The 23,268-nt window shown below is 71.4% G+C and carries 19 protein-coding genes, 1 tRNA gene and 1 pseudogene; 7 read left to right on the forward strand and 14 right to left on the reverse strand.

The annotated features are described in order from the left end of the window. Nucleotides 1–111, forward strand: a pseudogene (locus ABZ624_RS06385) (3-dehydroquinate synthase); the annotation flags it as partial. Nucleotides 112–181: 70 nt separating this feature from the next. On the opposite strand, the gene ABZ624_RS06390 reads toward ABZ624_RS06385, so the two are convergent. From ABZ624_RS06390 to ABZ624_RS06450, 13 genes are all read right to left on the reverse strand, one after another. Continuing rightward, entirely contained in the window at nucleotides 182–364 is a 183-nt protein-coding gene (locus ABZ624_RS06390; RefSeq protein WP_360083239.1) for a hypothetical protein, read from the reverse strand. After that, on the reverse strand, nucleotides 361–915 hold the full coding sequence (locus tag ABZ624_RS06395) for a hypothetical protein (RefSeq protein ID WP_360083241.1): 555 nt from the start codon (nucleotides 913–915) through the stop codon (nucleotides 361–363). Before ABZ624_RS06395 ends, ABZ624_RS06390 begins: the two co-directional genes overlap by 4 nt. A gap of 22 nt (nucleotides 916–937) precedes the next feature. Beyond that, entirely contained in the window at nucleotides 938–2,032 is a 1,095-nt protein-coding gene (locus ABZ624_RS06400; protein ID WP_360083243.1) for a phage tail sheath subtilisin-like domain-containing protein, read from the reverse strand. A 122-nt stretch (nucleotides 2,033–2,154) separates the two neighbouring features. Next, the gene (locus tag ABZ624_RS06405) at nucleotides 2,155–2,661 is read right to left on the reverse strand and encodes a PhzA/PhzB family protein (RefSeq protein ID WP_360083245.1); all 507 of its coding nucleotides are present in this window, start codon (nucleotides 2,659–2,661) and stop codon (nucleotides 2,155–2,157) included. A 25-nt stretch (nucleotides 2,662–2,686) separates the two neighbouring features. Further along, nucleotides 2,687–3,376 carry a phenazine biosynthesis FMN-dependent oxidase PhzG gene (phzG, locus tag ABZ624_RS06410; protein WP_360083247.1) on the reverse strand — a complete coding sequence of 230 codons (690 nt, stop codon included), beginning with the start codon at nucleotides 3,374–3,376 and terminating at the stop codon, nucleotides 2,687–2,689. Continuing rightward, on the reverse strand, nucleotides 3,369–4,205 hold the full coding sequence (locus ABZ624_RS06415; RefSeq protein ID WP_360083249.1) for a PhzF family phenazine biosynthesis isomerase: 837 nt from the start codon (nucleotides 4,203–4,205) through the stop codon (nucleotides 3,369–3,371). The genes phzG and ABZ624_RS06415 overlap by 8 nt, the downstream gene beginning before the upstream one ends. 143 nt (nucleotides 4,206–4,348) lie before the next feature. Then, nucleotides 4,349–6,280, reverse strand: a complete 1,932-nt coding sequence (locus ABZ624_RS06420) for an anthranilate synthase family protein (protein WP_360083251.1) — start codon at nucleotides 6,278–6,280, stop codon at nucleotides 4,349–4,351. Next, nucleotides 6,277–6,900 (reverse strand): isochorismatase family protein, encoded by a 624-nt coding sequence (locus ABZ624_RS06425; RefSeq protein ID WP_360083253.1) that lies wholly within the window; start codon nucleotides 6,898–6,900, stop codon nucleotides 6,277–6,279. Before ABZ624_RS06425 ends, ABZ624_RS06420 begins: the two co-directional genes overlap by 4 nt. A gap of 96 nt (nucleotides 6,901–6,996) precedes the next feature. Beyond that, nucleotides 6,997–8,172: a 3-deoxy-7-phosphoheptulonate synthase gene (locus ABZ624_RS06430; protein ID WP_360083255.1), complete on the reverse strand. Its 1,176-nt coding sequence runs from the start codon at nucleotides 8,170–8,172 to the stop codon at nucleotides 6,997–6,999. 34 nt (nucleotides 8,173–8,206) lie between these two features. After that, a complete protein-coding gene (locus tag ABZ624_RS06435; RefSeq protein WP_360083257.1) occupies nucleotides 8,207–8,752 on the reverse strand; it encodes a PhzA/PhzB family protein in 546 nt (181 codons plus the stop codon). Between the two features lie 213 nt (nucleotides 8,753–8,965). Next, complete coding sequence (locus ABZ624_RS06440; RefSeq protein WP_360083259.1) at nucleotides 8,966–10,237, reverse strand: FAD-dependent oxidoreductase; 1,272 nt, start codon at nucleotides 10,235–10,237, stop codon at nucleotides 8,966–8,968. Further along, the gene (locus ABZ624_RS06445; protein ID WP_360083261.1) at nucleotides 10,237–10,560 is read right to left on the reverse strand and encodes a 2Fe-2S iron-sulfur cluster-binding protein; all 324 of its coding nucleotides are present in this window, start codon (nucleotides 10,558–10,560) and stop codon (nucleotides 10,237–10,239) included. The genes ABZ624_RS06440 and ABZ624_RS06445 overlap by 1 nt, the downstream gene beginning before the upstream one ends. A 299-nt stretch (nucleotides 10,561–10,859) precedes the next feature. Then, nucleotides 10,860–11,774, reverse strand: coding sequence for a LysR substrate-binding domain-containing protein (locus ABZ624_RS06450; RefSeq protein WP_360083263.1), 915 nt, complete (start codon nucleotides 11,772–11,774; stop codon nucleotides 10,860–10,862). A 201-nt stretch (nucleotides 11,775–11,975) separates the two neighbouring features. Between ABZ624_RS06450 and ABZ624_RS06455 the strand changes: the two genes are divergently transcribed. Genes ABZ624_RS06455 through cydC form a run of 4 tightly spaced genes read left to right on the forward strand, consistent with a single transcriptional unit; the run spans nucleotide 11,976 to nucleotide 17,845 of the window. Continuing rightward, complete coding sequence (locus ABZ624_RS06455) at nucleotides 11,976–13,268, forward strand: cytochrome ubiquinol oxidase subunit I (protein WP_360083265.1); 1,293 nt, start codon at nucleotides 11,976–11,978, stop codon at nucleotides 13,266–13,268. A 60-nt stretch (nucleotides 13,269–13,328) separates the two neighbouring features. Then, a complete protein-coding gene (gene cydB, locus ABZ624_RS06460; protein WP_360083267.1) occupies nucleotides 13,329–14,354 on the forward strand; it encodes a cytochrome d ubiquinol oxidase subunit II in 1,026 nt (341 codons plus the stop codon). 30 nt (nucleotides 14,355–14,384) lie between these two features. Continuing rightward, nucleotides 14,385–16,112 carry a thiol reductant ABC exporter subunit CydD gene (gene cydD / locus ABZ624_RS06465; protein WP_360083269.1) on the forward strand — a complete coding sequence of 576 codons (1,728 nt, stop codon included), beginning with the start codon at nucleotides 14,385–14,387 and terminating at the stop codon, nucleotides 16,110–16,112. Continuing rightward, a complete protein-coding gene (gene cydC, locus ABZ624_RS06470) occupies nucleotides 16,109–17,845 on the forward strand; it encodes a thiol reductant ABC exporter subunit CydC (protein ID WP_360083271.1) in 1,737 nt (578 codons plus the stop codon). Before cydD ends, cydC begins: the two co-directional genes overlap by 4 nt. A gap of 77 nt (nucleotides 17,846–17,922) precedes the next feature. Here cydC and ABZ624_RS06475 read toward each other — a convergent pair whose 3' ends face one another. Continuing rightward, a complete protein-coding gene (locus tag ABZ624_RS06475) occupies nucleotides 17,923–21,141 on the reverse strand; it encodes an amidohydrolase family protein (protein WP_360083273.1) in 3,219 nt (1,072 codons plus the stop codon). Nucleotides 21,142–21,348: 207 nt separating this feature from the next. On the opposite strand from ABZ624_RS06475, the gene ABZ624_RS06480 reads away from it, so the two are divergent. Beyond that, the gene (locus ABZ624_RS06480) at nucleotides 21,349–22,332 is read left to right on the forward strand and encodes an Lrp/AsnC family transcriptional regulator (protein WP_360083275.1); all 984 of its coding nucleotides are present in this window, start codon (nucleotides 21,349–21,351) and stop codon (nucleotides 22,330–22,332) included. 721 nt (nucleotides 22,333–23,053) lie between these two features. After that, nucleotides 23,054–23,126, forward strand: a tRNA-Arg gene (locus tag ABZ624_RS06485). Nucleotides 23,127–23,268 lie beyond the last annotated feature (142 nt).

Raw genomic sequence — 23,268 nt, forward strand, 5'->3', positions numbered from 1 at the left:
CGCGGCGACCTGCTGCGCTTCATCGTCCTGGACGGCCTGGCCAGACCGACCGTCCTGGAAGGCCCCGACCCCGCCGTCCTCCTCGCCGCCTACGGCAAGGTGCGGGAGTGAGCCGGTCCGGGCATACGGCGCCGTCCCCGGCCGTTCACGGAACGACGGCCGGGGACGGTACCCGGCCGGTTCAGGGCTGACGCCGTATCGCGATCTCGGTGAGTTCCTCTATGTCGAACTCCAAACGGCCCGGTGTGCCGTAGCGCGTTATCTTCCCGCGGGTCACCCATTTACGGATGGTCGCTTCGGTCACGCCCACGGCAAGGGCGGCCACGTTCGTCGGCACCAGCCTGTGGCGCGGCGGTTTGTTCACGCGGCATGCTTTCGTCGGCGATCCATGAGGTGCCGTAGAGTGAGCCATTCGCGTATCTCCCACTTGTGTCCGGAAGAACAGCTGATGCTGCTCTTCTCCCCGTTTCCGGTTTTCTGCGGTGTCGCATTGATCGTCCCCGTGCAGCCGTCCATGACGCACTCGACGAGGGGTGACCGGGGATCACTCCGGTCGTGATCGATGGCGCGCTGCAACTCGCCGTGCAGATCCTCGATCTCGGCGGCGAAGTCGGCGGCCGGAGGCTGCGTGGTGAGCCACTCCAGGTGACGTACGAGGAAGCGTGCCAGCTGGGGGACGGAGCGAGCCGGAGCAACCGCTCCGAGCTTTTCCGCGACGAAGTCCGACCAGGACTCCAGAATGGTGAGTACGTCACTCCGGGCGTCGAGGGCGGACATGTTCAGGTAGTCCCGCCTGCGGCTTCCCGACACCTTCGTCGGGTTCCTCAGCCGAGTTGTCGTCAAGATGTCGTGCAGACACTCCTGGTGGAGATCAGGGAGTGCGCGCAGACGGCGTTCCAGCTGCCTGACATCCATGGGTTCGTCTCCTCGTCATGCTTCAGAGTCCGACGGGCTGCTGAATGCGGAAATAGATGAACTCGGCCGGGCGCACGACGGCGAGGCCGACATCGAGGGTCACCATGCCGTGAACCGTGTCCCCGGAGGTGCTGTCGCCGGCGTCGCAGACGACTCGGAACGCCTCGTCGGCGGACCGGCCGTGCAGCGCTCCCCGGTGCCACAGGTCGGTCAGGAACGCCGTGGCGGACCGGTGCACCCGGGTCCGCACCGGGGCGTCGGCCGGCTCGGAAGCGGCCCGCCGGATCCCCTGTCCGAGTGCTGCGCGGGCGTGGTTCACCAGGCGCCGCACGCTGAGCTGCATCCAGTCCGGCTCGGTGGACAGCGTGCGTGCGCCCACCACCCGGGTGCCCTCCCCGGGGAAGAACCGCAGACAGTTCACCCCCAGGTCGCCGAGGGCCGCCTGCTCCGCGTCGGACAGTTCCCGCTCGTGTTCGAGGACGGTCAGCAGCGCACTCGTGGGCGCCGTGTGCACGCCCTGCTCGGCTTCGAGGCGGCAGCAGAGCCCGGACACATGACCCGACGGCGGTACCGGGCGCTGTGTCCCGTCGGCGTCGGTGACGACGATCCACGGGTAGTAGACGGCGGCGAACCGGGCGGCCGGCTCGGCCAGCCGGAACGGCCTGCCCGTCACTTCGGCGGGGGCGAGACCCTGCCGGGTGTGCAGGAGGGCGACCCGGTCGCCCAGGTGGCCGCAGTGCTCGGCGACCGCCTGGGCGATGCCGTGGGCGTCGGCCTCCACCCGCCACAGATCCGGCGCCACCACGAGGGTGATCTCCGCGATGGGCGCCAGTTCGGCGAGCGCGGACCGGTAGGCGGCGACACGGTCCGCGTCCGGGGCCGTTCCGACGATCCAGACCCCGCCACCGCCGTTGCGGAAGTGGCCGAGTACGGCGTCGCGGACGAAGGAGGGCGCGTTTTCGCAGGTGCTTCCCGGTGGAACGGTCCCGGAGAGTTCGCGCGGGTGACGCACGAAGGCCGGCTCGGGCGGAAGGCCCGGGGCGTCGCCGACGAAGGCGGTCACCGACGCGCGCAGGTGAGGGATGACGGGCGGTTCGTTCAGCAGCTGGTGGGACATGCAACTCCTCGATCACAACGGGAAGGCAGGGCTCCGGCCTCGGACGTCCGCACCGGTGCCGTGGCCTCCATGGGCAGGGGCACCAGGCGCTCGATGCGGCACGGACCGGAGCGCGCGGCCCGTCAGGAGGGGATCCAGTCCCGCTTGATGTGCGGTGTCTCGATGCTGAGGGCGCGCATGTGCTCGATCGGGTTGGTGTACTCGCGGCTGGAGACGATGCGCCCGTCGCTCAGCGTGAAGCCGTGGATGAAGTGGTTGCGGTAGCGGCCCTCGGGGTAACCGGGAAACCGGATCGTGCCTTCGCCGTCGCACTCGACCCAGATGACGGACGGGTCCTGCGTCTCGTAGATGTGCACGTCGAACCACTGCCAGTCGGGCAGCACCTCCAGAGAGAGCTGGCCGTGCCGCTTCAGCTTCTCCCGGCCCTGGACGACGATGGGCCGGCCGATGTCGGTGTTGAACAGGGACGCGGTGCCGTCCTCGGTGTAGAGGGTGTACCTGCGCAGCCGGGCCTCCGCACCGGTCTCCATGTACTGCTCCACCGCGCGCCGGTTGCGTTCCCTGAGGTCGTGGTGGTCGGTGAACACCGAGGCGGAGGTGCCCGGTTCGGTGAACGGGGGCGGGGTCATGAGCTCTCCCACAAGGTGAGGGCGGTCACGGCTGGAGCCGGCTGATCGCCCAGCCGCCGCCGTCTCGGTCGTAGCGCAGTCGCTCGTGCAGCCGGTCGGTGCCGTTGCCCCAGAACTCGATGCTCGCGGGTTCGAGTCGGTAGGCCGCGAACGACTCGGGGCGCGGCAGGGCCCGCTGCGGCTCGCCCAGCTGCCGGGCCCTGGCCCGCAGCTCGGCGATGTGGTCGAGGCCGTCCAGCGGCGTGCTCTGCCGGGAGACGGCGCTCATGGCGTGGGTGAAGACGGGGCGCGCGGACCAGAGGACCTCCGCCTGCGCGTCGGGCAGCCGGTGCACGGGGCCCGCCAGCGTGATCTGCTGGCTGGTCTCCCTCCAGTACAGGACGCCGGATGCCCATGGGTTCTCGGCCAGCTCCCGGCCCTTCTGGCTGTCGGCGTGGGTGATGAAGACGACCCCGGCATCCGACACCGAGTTGATCGCCACGATGCGGGAGGAAGCGCGGCCCTTGGCGTCGGCGGTGGCCAGGGCCAGCGCGCGTGGCTCCCGTACCCCGTGGGCGACGCTGTTCTCCAGCCACGAGTTCAGCAGCCCCATCGGCTCGGGGGGCGGTGCGAGGAACTCGGGGAAGTCCACCTCCACGGTGCCGGTGAGCGTCTCCGAACGGCGGCCGGGGCCGCGGCCGTTCAGGGTTTCGTCCGGCTGGGACAGGTCAGACATGCAGCACCCCTTCGAGCGCGACGACACCGTGGCCGAAGACCTCGACGGAGTCGACCCGGTCGCCCTCCCCGTGCACGAGTGCGCCCATCGGAGAGGGGCGGCCGATCTCGACGCCCTGCGTGATCTCCATGTCCTGCCCGTAGGCGCCGAGGCCGTGCCGGGCCAGGTGGATCGCGATGGGCCCGGCGGCGGAGCCGGTCGCGGCGTCCTCCACGACTCCGTACGCGGGCGAGAACATGCGGTTGCGCCAGGAACTCCCCGACCCGGCGAAGCAGTTGGTCGCCATGTCCGGGAAGCGGGCCAGGGCCCGGTGGTCGGGGTCGACCTTCGACAGGGCTTCGACGCTCTCGAAGCCGACCAGGACGTGCCGGGGGCCGTTGCGGTAGATCTCCACCGGGAGCGTCGACTCGCTGACGCCCAGCGCCTCCAGGAGCTCGTCGGCGCGGTCGAAGGGCTCCCACACAGGCACCGGCTGGCGCATGCGCGCCGAGACGGCCTTGCCGTCCTCGCGTTCCAGCTCGAACGGGATGACGCCCATGGCGGTCTCGATCTTCAGCCGGTCCGCGTCGGTGTGGCCGCCCAGTGCGATGGCGGTGCCGAGCAACGGGTGTCCCGCGAAGGGAAGTTCGTTGACCGGGGTGAAGATCCGTACGTGGTAGTCGCCGTCCTGCTGGGCACGGCGTACGAACGTGGACTCCGAGAGATTCATCTCCCGGGCGATGGACTGCATCTGCTCGGCGGTCAGGTCGTCGGCGTCGAAGAACACCGCCACCGGGTTGCCGGTCAGGGGTCGTCTCGCGAACGCGTCGACGACGACATACGTATGCATGGTTTCTCCCACTCGTCGTAGAGGGCTTCGCCGTACCGCACTCCGGATCGGGTGTCGGGCAGGCGGGAGGAGCCGGGCCGGCGCGCGGGGGATCGCGCCGACCCGGCGGTCCTTGGGGGGATGGGCCCGGCGGCCCGGACGGGTCAGGCCGGGTCGGGGGTGCGGGCCGGCGCGAGCAGGCCGGCCAGGGCCGTGCCCACGATGCGGGGTCCTTCCCGGGTGAGCACGGACTCGGGGTGGAACTGCAGGGACGCGAAGCCCGGACCGAGCAGCGCGTGCACCTCCCCGGTGGCCGGGTCCCGGCTGACGCGGACCGGGCCGATGCCGTCCGCGTCGAACTCGTCCTGCTCGCTGACCACGGCGAAGGTGTTGTAGAAGCCGACGCGTTCGGTGCCGCCGAACAGGTCGATCTTCTTCTGCACCCCCTGGTTCGGCACCGCCCTGCGGCGCAGGGGCAGGCCGAGCCGCAGCCCGAGGACCTGGTGGCTGAGGCACACGGCGAGGAACGGCCGGCGTTCCCGCAGCAGTGTGCCGACCGCGGTGTGCAGATGCCGCATCTTGGGGTGCGCGGTCTCCTGCGGGTCCCCCGGCCCCGGCCCCATCACGACCAGGTCGTAGCCCTCGAAGTCGTACTCCTCGTCGTAGCGGCGGACCGTCGCCCGCAGTCCCAGGGACCGCAGCTGCTGGTCGATCATCGACGTGAAGGTGTCCTCGGCGTCCACGACGAGGACACTGCGCCCGGCCAGCTCCGGCAGCGATGACGTGCGTGCCTCGGCGTCGGACAGCCAGAACCCGGCGATGGACTCGTTGCGCAGTTCCAGTGCCCGGCGCACGTGCGGATGTTCCGAGAAGCGTTCCTTCTCGTCTCCGTCGAGGGCGGCGACGAGTCCGGCCGCCTTGGCGCGGGTCTCCGCGGCCTCGGAGGCGGGGTCGGAGTGGCGCACGATGGTGGCACCCACACCGATGCCGATGTGTCCCTCGCTGGTGATGTCCGCGGTGCGGATGAGGATCGCGGAGTCCATGACCCGCTCCCCGTCGGCGTCCCGCCCGATGAGCGCGGCGACGCCGCTGTAGTAGCCGCGGCCTCCCGGCTCGTACTGCTGGATGATGCGGCAGGCGCTCTCCAGCGGGCTGCCGGTCACCGTGGGGGCGAACATCGTCTCGCGCAGGATGTCGCGCACATCGCGGTCGGTGCTTCCCTCGATGAAGTACTCGGTGTGCGCGACCCTGGCCATTTCCTTGAGGTAGGGGCCCACGACGCGGCCGCCCGTCGCACAGATCCGGGCCATCATCTTGAGTTCCTCGTCGAGCACCATGTACAGCTCGTCGGTCTCCTTGCGGTCGCCGAGGAACTCCAGCACGCCCGACAGCGTGGGACCCGAGGGCGGATACCGGTACGTGCCGCTGATGGGGTTCATCACGGCCGTACCGCCCTGGAGGCTGACGTGCCTCTCGGGCGAGGCGCCGACCAGGGTCCGGGTGCCCGTGTGGATCAGGAACGTCCAGTGGGCACCCGACTCGCGCTGGAGGAGCCGGCGGAACAGCGCGGGGGCGCTGTGCGGTCCGTAGCCCGTGATGTCGGCGACGAAGGTGCGCTTGATGACGAAGTTCGCGCCCTCCCCCGTACCGATCATCTCCTTGACGATGCGGCGCACCACGTCCTCGTACGCCTCGTCGTCGACGTCGAAGTCCCCGCCCGCCAGGGGGGTCGGCACATCGGGGATGCGTGCCAGGGCCTCGCCGAGCGGCAGCCGTTGCTGGCCGGTGACGGTCATCGCCACCAGCGGCGTTCCGTCGTCGGCGCAGGCGAAGCCGCGCTCGGTGAGCTGCCGGTAGGGGACTACGACGAGGACCTCGTGGTGGGCACCGGCGCCGGCGTCCGGTGCCGGGGGCAGCGGGATGTCGGCCAGCGTGGCGGGCATGGACACCGAGCCGGTCAGGACCTCGACGACGCCGGGGCCGGTCGCGCCCGGCCGGTGCAGCAGGGCGAACGCCTCGGGCCGGCCGTTCACGACCTGGTCGAGCAGGTCGGCGGCCGTGTCGTGCCCGGGGGTTCCGGGTGGCCCGTACGTCATGAGAACAGCGCCTTGGACGTGGTGACGAGGGCACAGCGCTCGGCGGCGTAGGTGAGCGCCGAGCGGTGGTAGTCCTCCGAGAAGTCAGCCGTGGCGTCCGCGACGAAGAACGGCTGGATGTCGTGCGTGAAGGCGTCGACGGCGGTGGCCAGTACGCCGACGTGGGCGTAGACGCCGCACAGGACGAGCTGGTCGCGGCCTTCGGCACGCATCCGCTGGAGCAGGTCGGTCTTGAAGAAGGCGCTGTAGCGCCACTTGGTGAGCTGCCAGTCGTGCTCGGCCGGCGCGAGGTCGTCGACCACCTGGCGGTCCGCGGGCTCGGCCCGCATGCCGGGGCCCCAGAAGTCCTTGAGCAGTCCGCGCTCGTCGTCGGTCATGCTGCCCGGCTGGGCGGTGTAGGCGACCGGGATGCCGAGTTCGGCGCAGCGGTCACGCAGTCGTGCCGCGTTGCGGACCAGCTCCTGGCGTACGTCGTCGGGGAAGGGCTTGAGGAAGTACCGCTGCATGTCGTGGACCAGAAGGACGGACCGGTCGGGCTCGGCGTTCCAGGGCACGACAGCCGGAGGGAGGTCCCCCTCGGCGGGCAACGGGTAGGAGGATATGGGAGGTATACCAGCCATGGCTCCAGTTCCTGGCTTGATGCGCGTGTGCTGCGTGCGCAGAGTGGAGCGGGAAGAAAGGGCGGCGAAGCCGTCGGTTCAGGCGATTCAGGCGGCTCAGGCGGTCCAGGACGAGACCACGGAGAGGGCCTGCGACGGGTTGAGGCGGGGATCGCAGAACGATGTGTAGCGGTCCCCGACGGAGCCCAGATCGGCCTCGGTGAAGGCGCACTCGGTGACGTCGTCCGGCGTCGTCTCCAGGTGCAGTCCGCCGGGAACGCCGCCGCCGGCGCGCACGGCCTGGACGAAGCGGGAGACCTCCAGCGAGACGGTCTCCACGAGCCGTGTCTTGTAACCGCCGGGCGCGGTGACGGTGTTGCCGTGCACCGGGTCGCTCAGCCAGACGACGGGGTGACCCGCGCCGCGTACGGCTTCCACCAGGCGGGGCAGCCGGTCAGTGACGGCGTCGGCTCCCATCCGTGCGATGAGGGTGAGTCGCCCCGGGTCGCGCCACGGGTCGAGCTTCTCGCACAGGGCGAGCAGCTCGTCGGGCTCCATGCCGGGGCCGACCTTGCACGCCACCGGGTTGCTCACCTCGGCAAGCAGGGCGACATGGGCGCCTTCGACCTGGCGGGTGCGCTCACCGATCCATGGCCAGTGGGTGGAGCCCAGGAACATCCGGCCCTTGTCGTCCATGCGCAGCATGGGCATCTCGTAGTCGAGGAGCAGCGCCTCGTGGCTGGTCCACACCAGTGGCTCCACGACCTCACGTCCCGCGGCGCGGTCGCGCCAGCCGAGATGCTCGACGATGTCGCAGGCGGCCATGTAGCCGGTGAGGATGCGCAGCGGATCGGGACGGCGGCTCTCGAGGTCGGGCTCCGGGCCGTTGACCATGTGCCCGCGGAATACGGGGAGTTCGGCGCCGTCGATCACTTCGGTGGGCTTGGAACGGGGCTTGGTGAACTGGCCCCCGATACGTCCTGCCCGCAGGACGGGTTTGCCGGTGATCAGGCCGAGCGACCCGGCGAGCAGGTCGAGCAGGGCGATCTTCCGTGTGACGTGGTGGCGTGTGCATTCCTGCGGGTCTTCGGCGCAGTCACCGGACTGCAGCACCAAGGCTTCGCCGAGCGCCACCTTGCCCAGCAGAGTCCGCAGCGTGGCCAAGTCGTCGGCCTGTACGAGGGTGGGGCGCGTGGCGAGTGACTCGCCTACCCGGCTGACCTGTAAAAGGTCACTCCAATCGGGCTGTTGCAATGCCCCGCGGATACGAATCTCCCGTTTTACGTCTTCCAAGACGTACTCCGATCCAGCGGTGTTTTGTTATGTGTCAGGTGGGTATTCCGGTGCGCTTGATCTCCGGAACCGGAATACCGAGCGCCCGCAATTGCTGGAACGGGTTCATAAACTCCCGCTCCCGCTTGATCTTGCCGTTCTCCAGCTCGAACGAGTGCAGGAAGTGATTCTCGTAGTATCCTTCGGGGTAATCACCGAAGAGAATCTTTCCGCGTCCGTCGCACTCCACCCAGAAGTGATTGGGGTCCTGGGTCTCGAAGATCTGGATGTTGTACCACTCCCAGTCCGGGAAGCACTTCAGCGACCAGACGGCGTGCTCGGCCAGCCGATCCCGGCCGTGGGTGGCGACGGGCTCACCTGTGTCGGTGGTCCACAGGCCGCCGATGCCGTCCTCGGTGAACAGTTCGTGCCGGCGCAGCCGGTCCTGGCCCCTGGTGTTCATATAGCGCTCGACGGTGGCGCGGTTGATGCGACGCAGCTCGGCCTCGTCGCTGAATCCCCGAGAATTGACGGATTCAGGCACAGCATTCCCCCGGTCTCTGATTGTCATAACGGCTGAACCAATGACATCTACGATCATGGCAAATTCTTGTGCAGGACGCAAGTGGTTCTGGTGACAACCTTTGCATCATGTGCGAAGCCCTGACACCCGACTAACGGTTCCGACTTGGCCGAATCGCGATCATGCTTCGGAAAAACTGTTGACTGCCGGATGAAACTAACGGTGACAAGAGTGGAAAATGTACTCGACACAGGACGCCCCGCCCCGCTGGGGAGCGGGACGGGAGCGCGTTCAGCCGGCGGCCACGACGGGGCCTTCCCGCCGACGTGAGAGATGGCCCTTCAGCGTGAAGCCCGGCGTCCCCGCCTCGTCGGGGCTCAGGCCGATGCCCTGCTCGAGGATCCGGCGGGCCGCGAGATGGTCCATGGAGCGGTTGACGGACTCCACCGCCTGCAGCTCCTCCCCGCGGAAGAGGAGCACCGAGAACGCGTCGGGATCGTCTCCGATCGTGATCTCCGAGTCGTGCCCCTCGTCAAGACCCGCGATCTGGACGGTCGTGGCGAACTGGTCGCTCCAGAACCACGGCAGCTCGTCGTAGGAGCGGGACGCCCCGGTCAGCCGCTCGGCGACCAGCCGGGCGTGGCCGACGGCGTTCTGCACCGATTCGAGCCGCAGCCGGTTGCCGAAGCGCACATGCCGGAACGACGCACAGTCGCCGATGGCCGAGATGCACGGATCGCTGGTCAGCAGGCGTGAGTCGACAGTGACGCCACCGTTCACCGGGAGACCGGCCGCGGCGGCCAGTTCCGTGCGCGGGACGACGCCGACGCCGATGAGGACCAGGTCGGCGGGGAGCCTGCGGCCGTCGGACAGTTCCACGGCCGTCACGCCCTTGCGGCCGTCTCCGTGCAGGGCAACGACACCTTGGCCGAACAGCAGCTCGGTGCCCGCCCGCCGGTGCAGCCGGGTGAAGTACTCGGCGGTGGGCGCCGAGGCAACGCGAGCGAGCGGACGGTCGAGCGCTTCCACGACCGTCACCTCGCAGCCCGACTCCCGTGCCGTCGCCGCGAACTCCAGACCGATGAACCCGGCCCCCACCACCACCGCGCGCCGGGCGGTGGCGAGCGACGCCCGCAGCGCGGCGGCGTCCTGCGCGGTGCGCAGCGTGTGCACACCGCGCAGCCCGGCCCCCGGCACGTCGAGCTCCCGCGCCTGAGCCCCGGTGGCCAGGACGAGATGGCCGTAGTCGTACCCGGAGCCGTCGGCGAGGCGGACCGTGCGGGCGATCGGGTCGATCTCCCGCACCGTGCCCCTGACCAGGTCGATCGACTGGCGTGTGTAGTACGTCACGGGCCGCAGCCACAGCTGTTCGTCGCTGAAGTGCTGCTCGCCCTTGAGGTACGCCTTGGACAGGGGCGGGCGCTCGTACGGCAGGGCGTCCTCGGCGCTGATGAGAGTGATGCGTCCCGGGTAGCCGCGTTCACGCAGGGACGCCGCCGTCTCGTAGCCCGCCTGTCCGGCCCCCACGATGACAACGGACGTGGGCTGTGCGCCGTCCGCCATCAGTTCTGCCGTTCGGGGAGGTGGACGATCAGACCGTCCAGGGCCTCGGTCACCTTGAGCTGGCAGCTCAGCCGGCTGTTGGGCCGTCGGGGACAGGCGGTGAAGTCCAGCAGGTCGTCCTCGTTCTGCTGCGCCGGCTCCAGCTTGTCGAGGGTGGTCTCGTCCACGTAGACGTGGCAGGTGGCGCACTGCGCGTTGCCGCCGCACTGGGCGACGATGCCGTCGATGTCGTTGAAGACGGCGCCGCGCATGACGCTCGTGCCGAGGGGGACGTCGACCGAACGCTCGGCCCCGTCGACGGCGACATACGTGATTTTGGGCATGGCGGAACTCCTCGATGGCAACCGGTCGCGCGCGAGGGCACGCCGTGGCACGGATGCCGGTCAAGTAGGAAGCGGAAGATACGGATGGCGCCGCCGACGGCCGGTGGGGGACGCGACACCCCTGCCAACTCGCCATCGGACGCGGGCCGTTCGGACACGCGACGTCCTCGGCCAGAGTTGCGGCAGCGCGCTGGAGCGTAGCAAAGGAGTTCCCGGCGCGCCAGGCGGACCGGGCTTAGGCCCTGTCGTCACATTCCCGTCGTCCGCCCGCCGGGCAGGCGGGGATGTGACGACAGGGCCTAGGCCGGATGGCGGGTGCGGCGGCGGTCGGGCAGGCGGTGGGTCATGAACGGCTTGCTGGTGACGAACTCCCGGAATCTCCGGGCCGCTTCGGACAGGTGGGTCTCGCGGTTCCACACCAGGCTGAGCACCCGGTGGCAGTCGGGCGCGTCCACATGCACCCACGCCAGCGGGATGCGCGTACCGACCTGGCGGGACATCGCCGGGATGAGGCCGATGCCGAGGCCGGCGCTGATCAGGTCCCCGCTGGCGCCCGGTTCGTCACCCTCGCAGGACAGCACCGGCGTCAGGCCCTCGGACGCGAACAGCCGGTCGAGCAGGGCGCGTTGCCAGCCGTGCCGGGTGGAGACGAAGGGCTCGTCGGCGACTTCGGCGATGGTCACGCTGTCGCGCCCGTCGAGCCAGTGCCCGTGCGGCACGCCGAGCAGCACCTCCTCACGGACGAGTTCGATCGACTCCAGGTGTGTGCCGGTCAGCGGCTGCGAGGCCACGCAGAAGTCGACCTCCCGGGCCCGCAGCTGGCGGTCCATCTCGTCCGCGTCCGACTGGAAGAGCCGGACGTCCGCACGGGGGTAGGCGGCCCGGAAGCTGCCGAGCAGCGAACTGATCGTCAGCAACGTCTCGGAGGCGACGCTGACCCGGCCGAGCCCGGTGTCACGGGCCTCGTGGACGGCCCTGCGGCCGTCGTCCAGCTCGCTCAGAGCGCGGTCGACGTGGCGCAGGAACACCGCGCCGTACTGGTTCAGCCGGATACGGCGGCCCTGCCGGTCGAAGAGCGGGGAGCCCAGCTCGGCCTCCAGGCGCGCGATGGCCCGGCTGAGCGAGGGCTGAGCGATGCGCAGTTCCTCCGCCGCGCGGCTGATGTGCTCGTAACGGGCCACGGACTGGAAGTAGCGCAGCTGCAGCAGATCCACGGTCCACCTCCATTCATGCCTTGTGGGTCATCTACACATAGCAAAACCGGTCTTGGAATGCATAAGCGATTGTCTCTACGGTCTTCCACGGGGTCACCGCACAGGTGACGGGCAACGGCGCCCGGCATCTGCACACGCGAAGCGAGGGCCCCGCATCCGACCGACATCCACCGGCCACCCGTCCCTCAGGAAGGTCGCAACATGAGCGCTGCGGATCTGGCCCGACTCCAGTTCGCGGCCACGACCAGCGTCCACTGGCTGTTCGTGATCCTCACCATGGGGCTCGTCCCCCTCGTGGCGATCATGCACACCTGGGCCGCGTTCACCCGTGATCCCGCCAAGAGAGCCGTCCGGGAGCGTATGACCCGCTTCTGGGGGCAGCTCTACGTCATCAACTACGCGGTCGGCATCGTCACCGGCCTCGTCATGGAGTTCCAGTTCGGGCTCAGCTGGAGCGGCCTGAGCAAGTTCGCGGGCAACGTCTTCGGCGCCCCGCTGGCACTGGAAACCCTCATCGCCTTCTTCGCCGAGTCCACCTTCCTCGGCATGTGGATCTTCGGCTGGGGACGTATGCGCAGAGGCGTGCACGTCACGCTCATCTGGCTGGTCACGCTGACCGCGTACGCCTCCGGCTTCTGGATCCTGATCGCCAACGGCTTCATGCAGCACCCCGTCGGCTACAAGGTACGCGACGGCGCCGCCTACCTGACCGACTTCGGCGCCCTGCTCACCAACCCCAACGCCCTGATAGCCCTCGGCCACCTCACCCTCGGTGCGCTCACCACGGGCGGCGTCTTCGTCGCCGGGGTCAGCGCCTTCCACTTCGCCCGGGGCACCAAGGAGACCCAGCTGTTCCGCAGTTCGCTGCGGCTGGGCGTCTGGGTGGGCATGCTCGCCTCGTTCTTCGTCATCATCGTCGGCCAGTTGCAGATCCCGGTGCTCAACCGGACCCAGCCCATGAAGATGGCCGCCCTGAACAACGACGGCGTCGCCCATCTGCAGGCGCAGTTCGTCAGTGAGCACGGGCCCGGCAACTACGTACCCCCGCACGACTGGCTGCGGATCGCGATGGACACGATGACGATCATCGGCAACACCGTGTCCACCATCACGTTCATCGCCGTCTTCCTGCTGTGGAAGGACTGGCTGGTGCGCTGGCGTCCCCTCGCGTACCTGATGACCGCCGTGATCCCGTTGCCCTTCATCGCCGCCGTGGGCGGCTGGGTCTTCCGCGAGGTCGGGCGCCAGCCCTGGCTGGTGTACGGCCAGTTGACGGTCGACGACGCGCTCTCCCACGTCAGCAGGGCCTCGCTGGCCGTGTCCTGCGCGGTGTTCATCGCCATCTTCGTCGCACTCGCGGTGACGAACTGGAGCCTGATCGCCCGCTTCGCCCGCCGCGGCCCGGACGCGACCCAGCTCGGCGCCACCGAGCCGCTCGCCGACGACGTTCCCGACAGCGGCGCCGACGGCAAGCAGCCGGTCCCGGCCTTCTGAGCCGGTCCCACCGGTCCGGCGCACAGCGAACCTCCCCGCTAAGACGGAAAGTTGAACGACATGAGTCTGGAGACCCTCTGGCTGGGCCTGCTCGGCCTGCTTCTCGCCGGATACTTCGTGCTCGGTGGCTATGACTACGGCGTACAGATGCTGCATCCCTTCCTCCGCGACCCGGACGGCGAGCAGGCGGAGCGGACCGGCCGGAACGCCGCCCTCGACGCCATGGCACCGTTCTTCCTGGGCAACGAGGTCTGGCTGGTGGCCTTCGCCGGTGTCCTGTTCGGGGCCTTCCCGCACCTGGAGGGCACCCTGCTGTCCGGTCTGTACCCGCTGATCGTGGCGATCCTCGTCGGACTCGTCCTCGGCAACGCCGCCGTCCAGCTGCGCGGCCGTGCGCACAGTGCCCGCGGCCGCCGCTGGTGGGATGCCCTGATCGTGTTCGGGGGCGCGCTGCCCGCACTGTGCTGGGGACTCGTCCTGGGCCTGCTGCTGCACGGTGTGCCCCGGCGGGCCGACGGCAGCTTCCACATCGGGGCGGGTGAGGTGTTCTCGCCGTTCGTGCTCGGCTGCGGGGTGACCACCGCGCTGCTCTTCGCCGCGCACGGGGCCGCCTTCGTCGCTCTGCGCTCGGCCCCCGAGCTCGCCGCCACGGCACGCCGGCTGGGCGCGGCACTCGTGCGCGCGGCCGGCGCGGTCGGTCTGCTCCCGCTGCTGCTGACGCTGTTCGGAGCGGGCGCCTCGATGACGAACCGCGCCACCTCGGCGGTCATCGCCGCCCTGTTCGCGGCGGCGCTCGCCGGCGCCTGGTGGTACCTCACCCAGGGGCACCACGTCCGGGCGTTCGCGGCCACCTGCTGCGCGACGCTGCTGCCCGTGCTGCTCGTGGGGGCGGGACACTACCCGTACCTCCTGATCAGCTCGGCCGGGGCGGGCCTGACGATCGACCAGGCCGTCACCGACAGCGCCACCCTGAAGATCCTCTCCGTGTTCGGCGTCGCGGTGGTCCCGACGATCCTGGCGTACCAGGTGTGGAGCTGGTACGCCTTCCGCGGGCGCACGGGCCGGCGCCATCCCAGCTACTTCTGAACCGTACCCAGCGACGAGGGGGACCCCGGGATGAAGCCGGTCGAACGCCGTCTGATGCGTGAAGTCCCGGCTTTGCGGCGTCACTTGACGTACTCCACGGTGCTGGCGCTGCTGGGCGCCGGGCTGGTGGTCGGCCAAGCGGCCCTGCTGGCGGGGGTCCTCGCGGACGGCTTCGCCGGACACGCGGTGCGGGAGGCGCCGCTCGCCGCGCTGGCCGCCGTCATGGCGCTGCGCGCGCTGCTGACCTGGGTCCGCGGGGCTCTCGCCCAGCGCGCCGCGGCCGACGCCAAGGCCACGCTGCGGGACCGGATCACCGGCCGGCTGCGGCACACCGGCCCGCTTCGGCTGACGACCCGCCGCCACGGCGAGACGGCCACACTGCTCACCCGCGGCCTGGACGCCCTGGACCCGTACGTCGTCGGCTACCTGCCCACGATGACGGCCACCGCGGTGGTCCCCCTCGTCGTCGTCGCCTGGCTGTGGTGGACCGACTGGACCTCGGCGCTGATCATCGTCGTGACGCTGCCGCTGATCCCCGTGTTCGGCGCTCTGGTCGGCATGCACACCGCCCAGCGCACCGCCCGGCAGTGGCGGTTGCTGGCCAGGCTGGGCGGCCACTTCCTGGACGTGGTGGCCGGGCTGCCGACGCTGCGGGCGTTCGGCCGCGAGGGGCACCAGACGCGGGTGGTGGGCGAGATGGCCGACGCCCACCGGCGGGCCACCATGCGGACGCTGCGGGTGGCGTTCCTGTCCTCCCTCGTCCTGGAGACGGTCGCCACCCTCTCCGTGGCACTGGTGGCCGTCCCGGTCGGCCTGCGGCTGCTCGGCGGCGAGCTGGACCTGCGTACGGCCCTGACCGTCCTGTTCCTCGCCCCCGAGGCGTATCTGCCGCTGCGGGCCGCGGGCGCGGCCTTCCACGACAGCGCCGAGGGCATCGCGGTGGCCGAGCGGGTCTTCGCGATCCTCGACGGCGAGAACGGCGAGGACGGTGGGGACGGTGGGGACGGTGGGGAGACGACCACGGAGCGCGCGGCCGGCCGCGCCCCGGCCCCCGACGGCCGTACGGCGCAGCTGCGGCTCGACGAGGTGACGGTCCACTACCCGGACCGCCCCGCTCCGGCCCTGCGGAACGTCTCCCTCACCGTCCGGCCCGGCGAACACGTGGCCCTGGTCGGTCCGAGCGGCGCGGGCAAGTCCACGCTCCTGTCCCTGCTGCTCGGCTTCACGGCCCCAGGGTCCGGCCGGGTCACCGCCGACGGCACCGACCTCGCGGACCTCGATCCCGACGCATGGCACACCCAGGTGGCGTGGGTGCCACAGCGCCCGCACCTGTTCGCGGTGTCCGTCGCGGACAACATCCGGCTCGGCCGCCCCGACGCCGGCGACGCCGAGGTGCGGGCGGCGGCCCGCGCCGCCTCGGCCGACCGCTTCATCGAGGAACTGCCGGACGGGTACGACACCGTGCTCGGCGAACACGGCGCCGGGCTCTCCGCCGGCCAGCGCCAGCGGATCGCGCTGGCCCGCGCGTTCCTCAAGGACGCGCCCGTGCTGCTCCTCGACGAACCGACCGCCCATCTCGACCCCGAGAGCGAGGCCGCCGTCACACGTGCCACGGTCGAGCTCATGCGCGGCCGGACCGCGGTGGTGGTCGCCCACCGCACCAGCCTGCTGCCCCACGCCGACCGGATCATCACGGTGCGGGCAGGCGGCCTCGTCACGCCTCAACCGGCCGTCACCGAAGGGCTGTTGGCCTCATGACCCCGCACACCCAGGCCGCCGCGCCCGTCCGTGGGCACGGCCCCCGCCCCACCGTCCGTCTTCTGCGTCACCTCCTGCCGTACTGGCGCAGGCTGCTGCCCGCCGCGCTCGCCGCGGCCGGCAGCGAACTCGCCGCCGCCGCGCTGATGGCCACCGCCGCCTGGCTGATCACCCGCGCCGCGCAGCAACCGCCGCTCGCCTCGGTGAGCGTCGCGATCGTCGCCGTACGAGCCCTGGCCCTGGCGCGCGGCACGCTGCGCTACACCGACCGGCTCCTCGGCCACGACGGCGTGCTGCGGGCAGTCGCCGGTTTCCGCACCCGGGTCTACGGGACGCTGGTGCCGCTCGCCCCGGCGGGCACCCCCGCCTTCCGCAGCGGCGACCTGCTGACCCGCCTCGTCGACGACGTCGACGCCGCGCAGGACCTGCTGCTGCGCGTCCTGATCCCGGTTGCGGCCGCCTGCGCGGTCACCACGACCGCCACCGCGACGGCGGCCCTGCTGCTGCCGCAGGCAGGCGCGCTGCTCGGGCTGCTGCTGGCCGTGGCGGGACTCCTCGTGCCCGCCCTGGTGCTCGCCCTGTCCCGCCGCGCGGGCCGCGCCGAGAAGGCGGCGCGCGCCGAACTCGCCGTAGCCACCCTCGATCTGACCCAGGGAGCGGCCGATCTCGCCGCGTACGGCGCCCGGGACCGCGCCCACGACCGGGCCCGCGGGGCCTCCGCCCGGATCGCGGCGCTGGAGCGCCTGGGGGCCCTGACCACCTCGTCGGCCTCGGCCGTGGTGCTGCTGCTCCAGGGCGGGGCGGCGGTCGGCGTCACCTGGCTCGCGCTGCGCGCGCACACGGCCGGCGCGTTGCCCGCCGTGCACCTCACCGTCCTCGCGGTCCTCGCGCTGGTCTCCTTCGAGGCGCTCGTGCCCCTGCCCGGCGCGGCCCGCCGACTCGTCGCGGTGCGGGCCTCCGCACGCCGGCTGGCGGACCTTCTGGACACGCCGCCCCCTGTCGTCGACCCGCCCGCTCCGGCCCCGCTCGCCACCGACGAGCCGCTCGGCGTGGACATCACCGACCTGCGGGTACGACACCGCCCCGACGGTCCCCCGGCCCTGGACGGGGTGAGCCTGCGCCTGCCGCCCGGCCGCCGGGTCGTCCTCCTCGGCGCCAGCGGGTCCGGCAAGTCGACGTTGATCGCGGCACTCATGCGGTTCGTCCCGTACGAAGCCGGAAGCATCCGTGTGGGCGGGCGCGAACTGCGTGACTGCGCGGGGGCCGACGTCCGCCGCGTGATCACCGGCATGACCCAGGACGCGCACGTCTTCCACACCACGATCCGCGCCAACCTGCTCCTGGCCCGGCCCGACGCCACGGACGCCGACCTGCGCGAAGCGGCCCGCAGGGCGCGGCTCCTGGACTGGATCGAGTCGCTGCCCGACCGCTGGGACACCTTCGTCGGCGGGGACGGCGCCACCATGTCGGGCGGCCAGCGCAGGCGCCTGCTCCTGGCCCGCGCGCTGCTCGCCGACCCGCCCGTCCTCGTCCTGGACGAACCCACCGAGGGGCTCGACCCCGACACCGCCGCCGCCGTACTCGCCGACATCCTCGACGCCACCCGCGGCCGCACCACGCTCCTGGTCACCCACGAGCGGTCGGGCCTCGCCGCGGCCGACGAGATCGTCACTCTCGACCGCGGCCGGGTCCGCCCCGTCCCCCAGGCCGGCCTTGCCCGCATGGCGCTCTGAAGGCACTCGACGAGGACGGACGCGACGGGACCGGCGAGCCCTGCCCTTGTCCTTTCCGTCGGGCAGGGCCGGACTGCTCAGTGCACGGGGTCGCAGCACGCGCTGCGCAGCTTGTGGCCGGTCCGCGCCCAGTGCTTCCGCTCCGCCGCCACCGCTGACACCGCCGGCACGGATGCGATCAGCTCCGCCTGTTCGTACAGAACTCCGCCCCGCATCATGGACACGGTCCGCACCAGCGAGTCGAAGTCCTCGAACGGGTCGCCGTCGATCACCACCAGGTCGGCCAGCTTGCCCGCCTCCAGGGTGCCCAGGTCGCGCTCCACGCCGAAGATCCGGGCGGGCAGCGAGGTCGCCGTGCGCAGGGCCTGCGCGGCGGTGAAGCCACCGCGCCGCAGGGCGCGCAGGCCGAGGTGGACGCCGAGGCCGGTCGGGATGATCGGCGCGTCCGTGCCGAGAGCGAGCAGCCCGTTCGCGGCCGCTATCCGGCGGTAGGCCGCGATCTCCCGGTCGAGCGTGGCGAGTTGCGGCGCCGTGGGCGGCGTCCCCGCGACCCGGCGCACCTCGTCCGTCTCCCACGGGGGCATCAGCCGGGTGACCCGCTCGTCCTGCGCCAGCTTCGGGTCGGCCCCGAGGAGGGGACCGGCCGAGAACGGGGTGACGATCAGATGGAAGTCGCCCGTGGCGGTGTAGATCTCCGTCACGTCCTGGTAGGCGAGTTCATCGGCGGTGGTGGCATGCCCGTACTCCGCGCGCTGGGTCGCCTGCAGGTGCGTGGTCATGTCCTGGCCCACCTGGATGCCGGGAGACAGGTTGTGACTGCCCGAGCGCACGCCCAGCTCCTCGTGGGCGAAGCGCGTCGCCTCGCTCATCAGCCAGCCCGGCGCCCGTACATACGTCTTGACGAAGTCCCAGTCGAGCGGCTTCGCCCGGGACAGGGTGCGCTGAAGCCCCTCGGACGTCGTGTGGACGCGGTTGTCCCAGGCCACGCGTGTTCCGTCGAGGACCTCACCGGAGGTGATCAGCCGGGGTCCGGTCAGTTCCCCGGCGGCCGTCGCCTCGCGCAGCCGGGCACCCTCGTAGGCGTAGCCGCCCATCGACGCGGCGGTGGTGATGCCGTAGGAGAGCAGGATCGCCGCCTGCCTCCCGCCGTAGAGGGCTGACTGCGGGTGCATGTGCGCGTCCCACAGTCCCGGGATGACGGTCTGTGCCGAGGCATCGACGCGGCGGCCGGCCAGGCGCCGTGCGCGGTGCGCCTCGACGGCGACGACGCGCCCGCCCCGGATGGTGATGTCGACGTCCTCCCGGACGGTGTCGTCGCCTCCGGTGCCGTCCCAGAAGCGGCCTGCGTGCACGACCGTGTCCTCGGGCGCCGGCCTGCGGTAGTCGAGCGGCATGGCGACCGTGCGCACGGCGCCGCCGGCGACGTCGAGGAGCCTGAGCCGGCCCGCGGACAGATACAGGATCCGGCTTCCGTCCCCCGACCAGGTGGGGTGGTCGGCGGCCTCGTCGGACACACGGCGTGGCGCGCCGTCGGGGCTGCCGTCGGCGCGTACCGGAAGCAGCCACAGCGCGGACTCGACGACGACGGCCATGTACCGGCCGTCGGGGGACCAGACCGGTCCGTTGCTGTTGCGGTCGGATATCGACATGTGGGGTGCCACGGCGTGGGTGCGCGCCGTGCCGTCGGCGGTGTCGATCACCCGGATCAGGTTGTAGCCCTCACGGAAGCGCTGGTTGATCCGGTTGCGGAAGCTGACGGCCACATACCGCCCGTCGGGTGACCAGCTGGGCCGGCCCGAGAGCTCCCCGCCGGCCGGGCCGGTGGCGAGGACCTTCTCCTGGCCGGTGCTCACGTCGCGGACCAGCAGGTTGGCGGACAGGTCGAAGCAGGCCAGCCGGCTGCCGTCGGGCGAGAGCGCCGGCTGGATCCGCCCGCCCGAGGCGAGCACGCTCTCCTCGCCCGTGGCCAGGTCCCGTCGGCGGATGCCGGGCAGTCCGTCGCGGTCGTCGCTGTACAGCAGCGCCTTCCCGTCGGGCGTCCACGCGGCGGCGTACACATATCCGGTGCTCTTCGCGCGGGCGATCCGGCGCGGCGCCTTTCCTCCCGAGACGTCGCCGGTCCACAGGGAGTTGAGCGCCATGAACGCCACCTGCGTGCCGTCGGGCGACAGCGCGGGCAGGTCCAGCGCCCGTACGGCCCGGGTGCCGGTGCCGTCCAGGTCGAACCTCTTGACCTGGTAGTCGGGCCGGTCGACCGGCAGCGGTGCGGTGAAGGGGATCTCCTGCCGGGTTCCGGGCGTGTCGACGCTCACGACGGTGAAGCGGCCGTCGACGGTCAGCAGCAGTTCCCTGGCGGACACCCAGCGCGGCGGCACAGGCGCGACGTCACCCTTGACCGCCACCGGTTCGCCGGCCACGACGAGGGTGCACGAGGCCTGTGGCGCGGGGGTGGTGCGCAGGTAGGCCAGTGTTCCGGTGGTGGAGACGGCGGGCACGAGAAGCTGGCCGCCGCTGGAGTCGGTGTGCTCCGTGGTGACGGCACCACTGCCGTCGGCCGCGACGGACGCGATCGTGTGTGCCGTGAAGGCCCCCTTCTGCACAGCGGCCCGGACGAACAGGACGCGCTTGCCGTCCGGCGACCAGACGGGGTCGAAGTCCTCCCACATCTCCTCCTGGGCGGGTCCGCTCTGGCCCGGCAGCCCGGTGAGCCGGGTGAGCTTGCCGGTGCTCAGCTCCAGCACCCAGATGCGGTAGGAGGCGCCCGTCACCGGATCGCCGCCGCGTTCGGAGGCGAACGCGATGTGCCGGCCGTCCGGCGACCAGGCCGGGCCGCGGTCGTCCCACGGCCCGTCGGTGCGCTGGGTCAGCTCCGTGCCGTCCGGCTTCAGCGTCCAGATGTGATAGCAGCCCGAACGGTACGCGGAGACCGCGATCAGCCTGCCGTCAGGCGCGTGCACGGGCCGCGTGGCCTCCAGATCCGCCGGAGTGAGCGGTACGGCTGCGCCACCCCCGCGCGGCACAGACCACAGCACGTCCTGCACATCGGCGACCAGCCGGTCACCGGCGGGCGCGAGGGACGCAGCGCCGTTGGTGGCGGCGGTGAAGGTCAGCGTCTGTCTGCCGGCCGGCTGCGCGACGGTGCCGACGGCCCGCGTCGGGGCGCCGGTCACGGCGGCGTGGTCAGCGGTGCCGGTGGCGTGGGCAGCGGTGCCGGTGGCGAGGCCGCCCGCCGCAGCCGCACCCGCCGTCGCCGCGGTCTGCAGCAGCCGACGGCGCGAGATGTTCGGGATGGTCATCTGTCCTCCTGTACATGGTGCGGTTCGCGGGCGAGGGCGTCGCGCCAGTTGTCCTCGCGGACGCCGTACGCGTCGAGCACCCTGGTGACGTCCTGCGGGCAGGACGGCCACGCGTGATCTTCATGCGAACGCCGCCTCGGACAGGCCTTCGTGCAGGATCCGGTCCGCGCTGGGCATTTCTGTGCAGGAACGCGCGCTGAGCAAAGTGTGGAGACCGACATCGACAACCTGGACCGGCAGATCGTCAACGCCCTGCAGATCGAGCCACGCGCCTCATGGGCCAAGGTCGCCGCCGTGCTCGGAGTGGACGCGGCCACCGTCTCACGCCGTTGGAACCGGCTGCGCGAGGCGGGTCTGGCCTGGGTGACCGCATACCAGCCGGGGCCCGGCGAGTGGCGCACGGCCGCGGTGGAGGTGGAGTGCACCGGCAATCCGCTAGAGGCGGCCGCAGCCGTGTCGAGCGACCGGGAGTGCTTCGCCCTGGACGTCACCTCGGGCGCACGCGACCTGCTGCTGTGGGTCAGATGCGACAGCGAGGTCGCACTCGGCGACTACATCCTGACCCGCCTGGGCGCCCGGCCCCAGATCCGGTCGGTCCGCGCCCACCTGGTCACGTCCTTCCTGAGCGAGGCCAGCGACTGGCGCCTGGGAGCCCTCAGCCCGGCCCGCGCCGAACGCTTCACCGGCCGCGCCCACCACACCCCCGCCACGGCTCCCACGCTCTCCGGACTGGACCGCGCCGTCCTCGCGGCCCTGCACGAGGACGGGCGCATGCCGTCCACCGAGATCGCCGCCCGCACCGGTATCCCGGTACGACGGGCCCGGGACACGGTGCAGCGCCTCCTTGCCGACCGGCGGACGGTGCTGCGCACGGACGTGGCCGTGCCTGTCTCCGGCCGCCCTGTCCAGGCCTGGTACTTCATGCGCGTGCCGGCCGGCCGGGTGGCGACGGCAGCCGCGCAGCTGACCCGCCTGGCACAGACCCGCCTGATGATCACCACGGTCGGCACCTACAACCTGGTCATGGGCGTCTGGCTGCGGGAACTGTCCGACGTCACCCGCCTCGAAGCCCGGATCGAGGCCCGGCTGGACGGCGTACGCATCCCGGACCGCTGCGTCACCCTGCGCACCGTCAAACGCGCCGGCCACCTCCTCGACCCCCACAGCAGGCACCTCACGTTCCTGCCCTGACCCCGAACCCGAGCCGCCCTCCCCAGCGGGTTTGCCGCCTCCCCTGGCAGGCTCCCCATGCTCGCTCCCCAGCCGGCCTGCCCCAGCCCAGGCGGCCTCCCCATGCGCCCTGCCCAGCGGGCCTGCCGCCTCCCCAGGCGGGCTGCCCATGCTCGCTCCCCAGCCGGCCTGCCGCCTCCCCAGGCGGGCTGCCAGCTGGCCTGCCCAAGTGGCCTCTCCGGGCGGCGGCCACCGCAGCGGGCCGGCGCGCTCAAACCCTCCCGCCGCAGTGGCATCTCGCCCCGAGACGGCGAGCCATCACGGCTACTCAAGTGGCAACCCCGTGGGTGTCAACACCCACTCCCGTGTCTCACCGGGCCTGCCGACACAAGCGCGTCCCCGCCCATGAAGCCAACGCCGGCCTGCTGATCCGCATCGGCTGCGCCTGGTCAACCACTCCCTCCCCCGCGCCCCGGGCCAGAGCGTTCGGCCGCGCGGCCCGACCCCATCGCCACGGGGCCGACGCCCGTCCCGGACCTCCCACACCGCGGCCGTCCGCCCGCTCCGACCTGCCGCCCGGCAGCCAAGCCGACCAACCCTCCAGCCACCACAGCGCCAGCCGCTACACTGTGGGCGGTGGCACAGCTGCACGCCAGCTCTGTCGCCGCAACACTGCCGGGAGCACGTCTGACGCCCGCGTCATCTGGGCACTAGTGTCAGACACGTTTTCCGACAGATCCCCGCCTTCGTAGCTCAGGGGATAGAGCACCGCTCTCCTAAAGCGGGTGTCGCAGGTTCGAATCCTGCCGGGGGCACAACGCATCACCGCTCTGACCTGGGGTTTATCCCCCAGGGAGGGGTCTTATTCGGCCTCGGACGTCTCGTCCGGGGCCGTTTGCGTGAGCGGTGCGTGAGCGGACGGGGTGCCAGGGCCCGAGATTTCTCCGGACGGATCAG

This window comes from Streptomyces sp. NPDC007205, assembly GCF_040634095.1.
Taxonomy (GTDB): Bacteria; Actinomycetota; Actinomycetes; order Streptomycetales; family Streptomycetaceae; genus Streptomyces.

Bases quoted from the DNA above. Each gene is read 5' to 3' on its own strand.
- cydD (WP_360083269.1), top strand. From the start codon at position 14,385: ATGAAGCCGGTCGAACGCCGTCTGATGCGTGAAGTCCCGGCTTTGCGG.
- ABZ624_RS06415 (WP_360083249.1), bottom strand. From the start codon at position 4,205: ATGCATACGTATGTCGTCGTCGACGCGTTCGCGAGACGACCCCTGACC.
- ABZ624_RS06435 (WP_360083257.1), bottom strand. From the start codon at position 8,752: ATGATCGTAGATGTCATTGGTTCAGCCGTTATGACAATCAGAGACCGG.
- cydC (WP_360083271.1), top strand. From the start codon at position 16,109: ATGACCCCGCACACCCAGGCCGCCGCGCCCGTCCGTGGGCACGGCCCC.
- ABZ624_RS06400 (WP_360083243.1), bottom strand. From the start codon at position 2,032: ATGTCCCACCAGCTGCTGAACGAACCGCCCGTCATCCCTCACCTGCGC.
- ABZ624_RS06395 (WP_360083241.1), bottom strand. From the start codon at position 915: ATGGATGTCAGGCAGCTGGAACGCCGTCTGCGCGCACTCCCTGATCTC.
- phzG (WP_360083247.1), bottom strand. From the start codon at position 3,376: ATGTCTGACCTGTCCCAGCCGGACGAAACCCTGAACGGCCGCGGCCCC.
- ABZ624_RS06475 (WP_360083273.1), bottom strand. From the start codon at position 21,141: ATGACCATCCCGAACATCTCGCGCCGTCGGCTGCTGCAGACCGCGGCG.
- ABZ624_RS06405 (WP_360083245.1), bottom strand. From the start codon at position 2,661: ATGACCCCGCCCCCGTTCACCGAACCGGGCACCTCCGCCTCGGTGTTC.
- ABZ624_RS06425 (WP_360083253.1), bottom strand. From the start codon at position 6,900: ATGGCTGGTATACCTCCCATATCCTCCTACCCGTTGCCCGCCGAGGGG.
- cydB (WP_360083267.1), top strand. From the start codon at position 13,329: ATGAGTCTGGAGACCCTCTGGCTGGGCCTGCTCGGCCTGCTTCTCGCC.
- ABZ624_RS06440 (WP_360083259.1), bottom strand. From the start codon at position 10,237: ATGGCGGACGGCGCACAGCCCACGTCCGTTGTCATCGTGGGGGCCGGA.
- ABZ624_RS06420 (WP_360083251.1), bottom strand. From the start codon at position 6,280: ATGACGTACGGGCCACCCGGAACCCCCGGGCACGACACGGCCGCCGAC.
- ABZ624_RS06445 (WP_360083261.1), bottom strand. From the start codon at position 10,560: ATGCCCAAAATCACGTATGTCGCCGTCGACGGGGCCGAGCGTTCGGTC.
- ABZ624_RS06455 (WP_360083265.1), top strand. From the start codon at position 11,976: ATGAGCGCTGCGGATCTGGCCCGACTCCAGTTCGCGGCCACGACCAGC.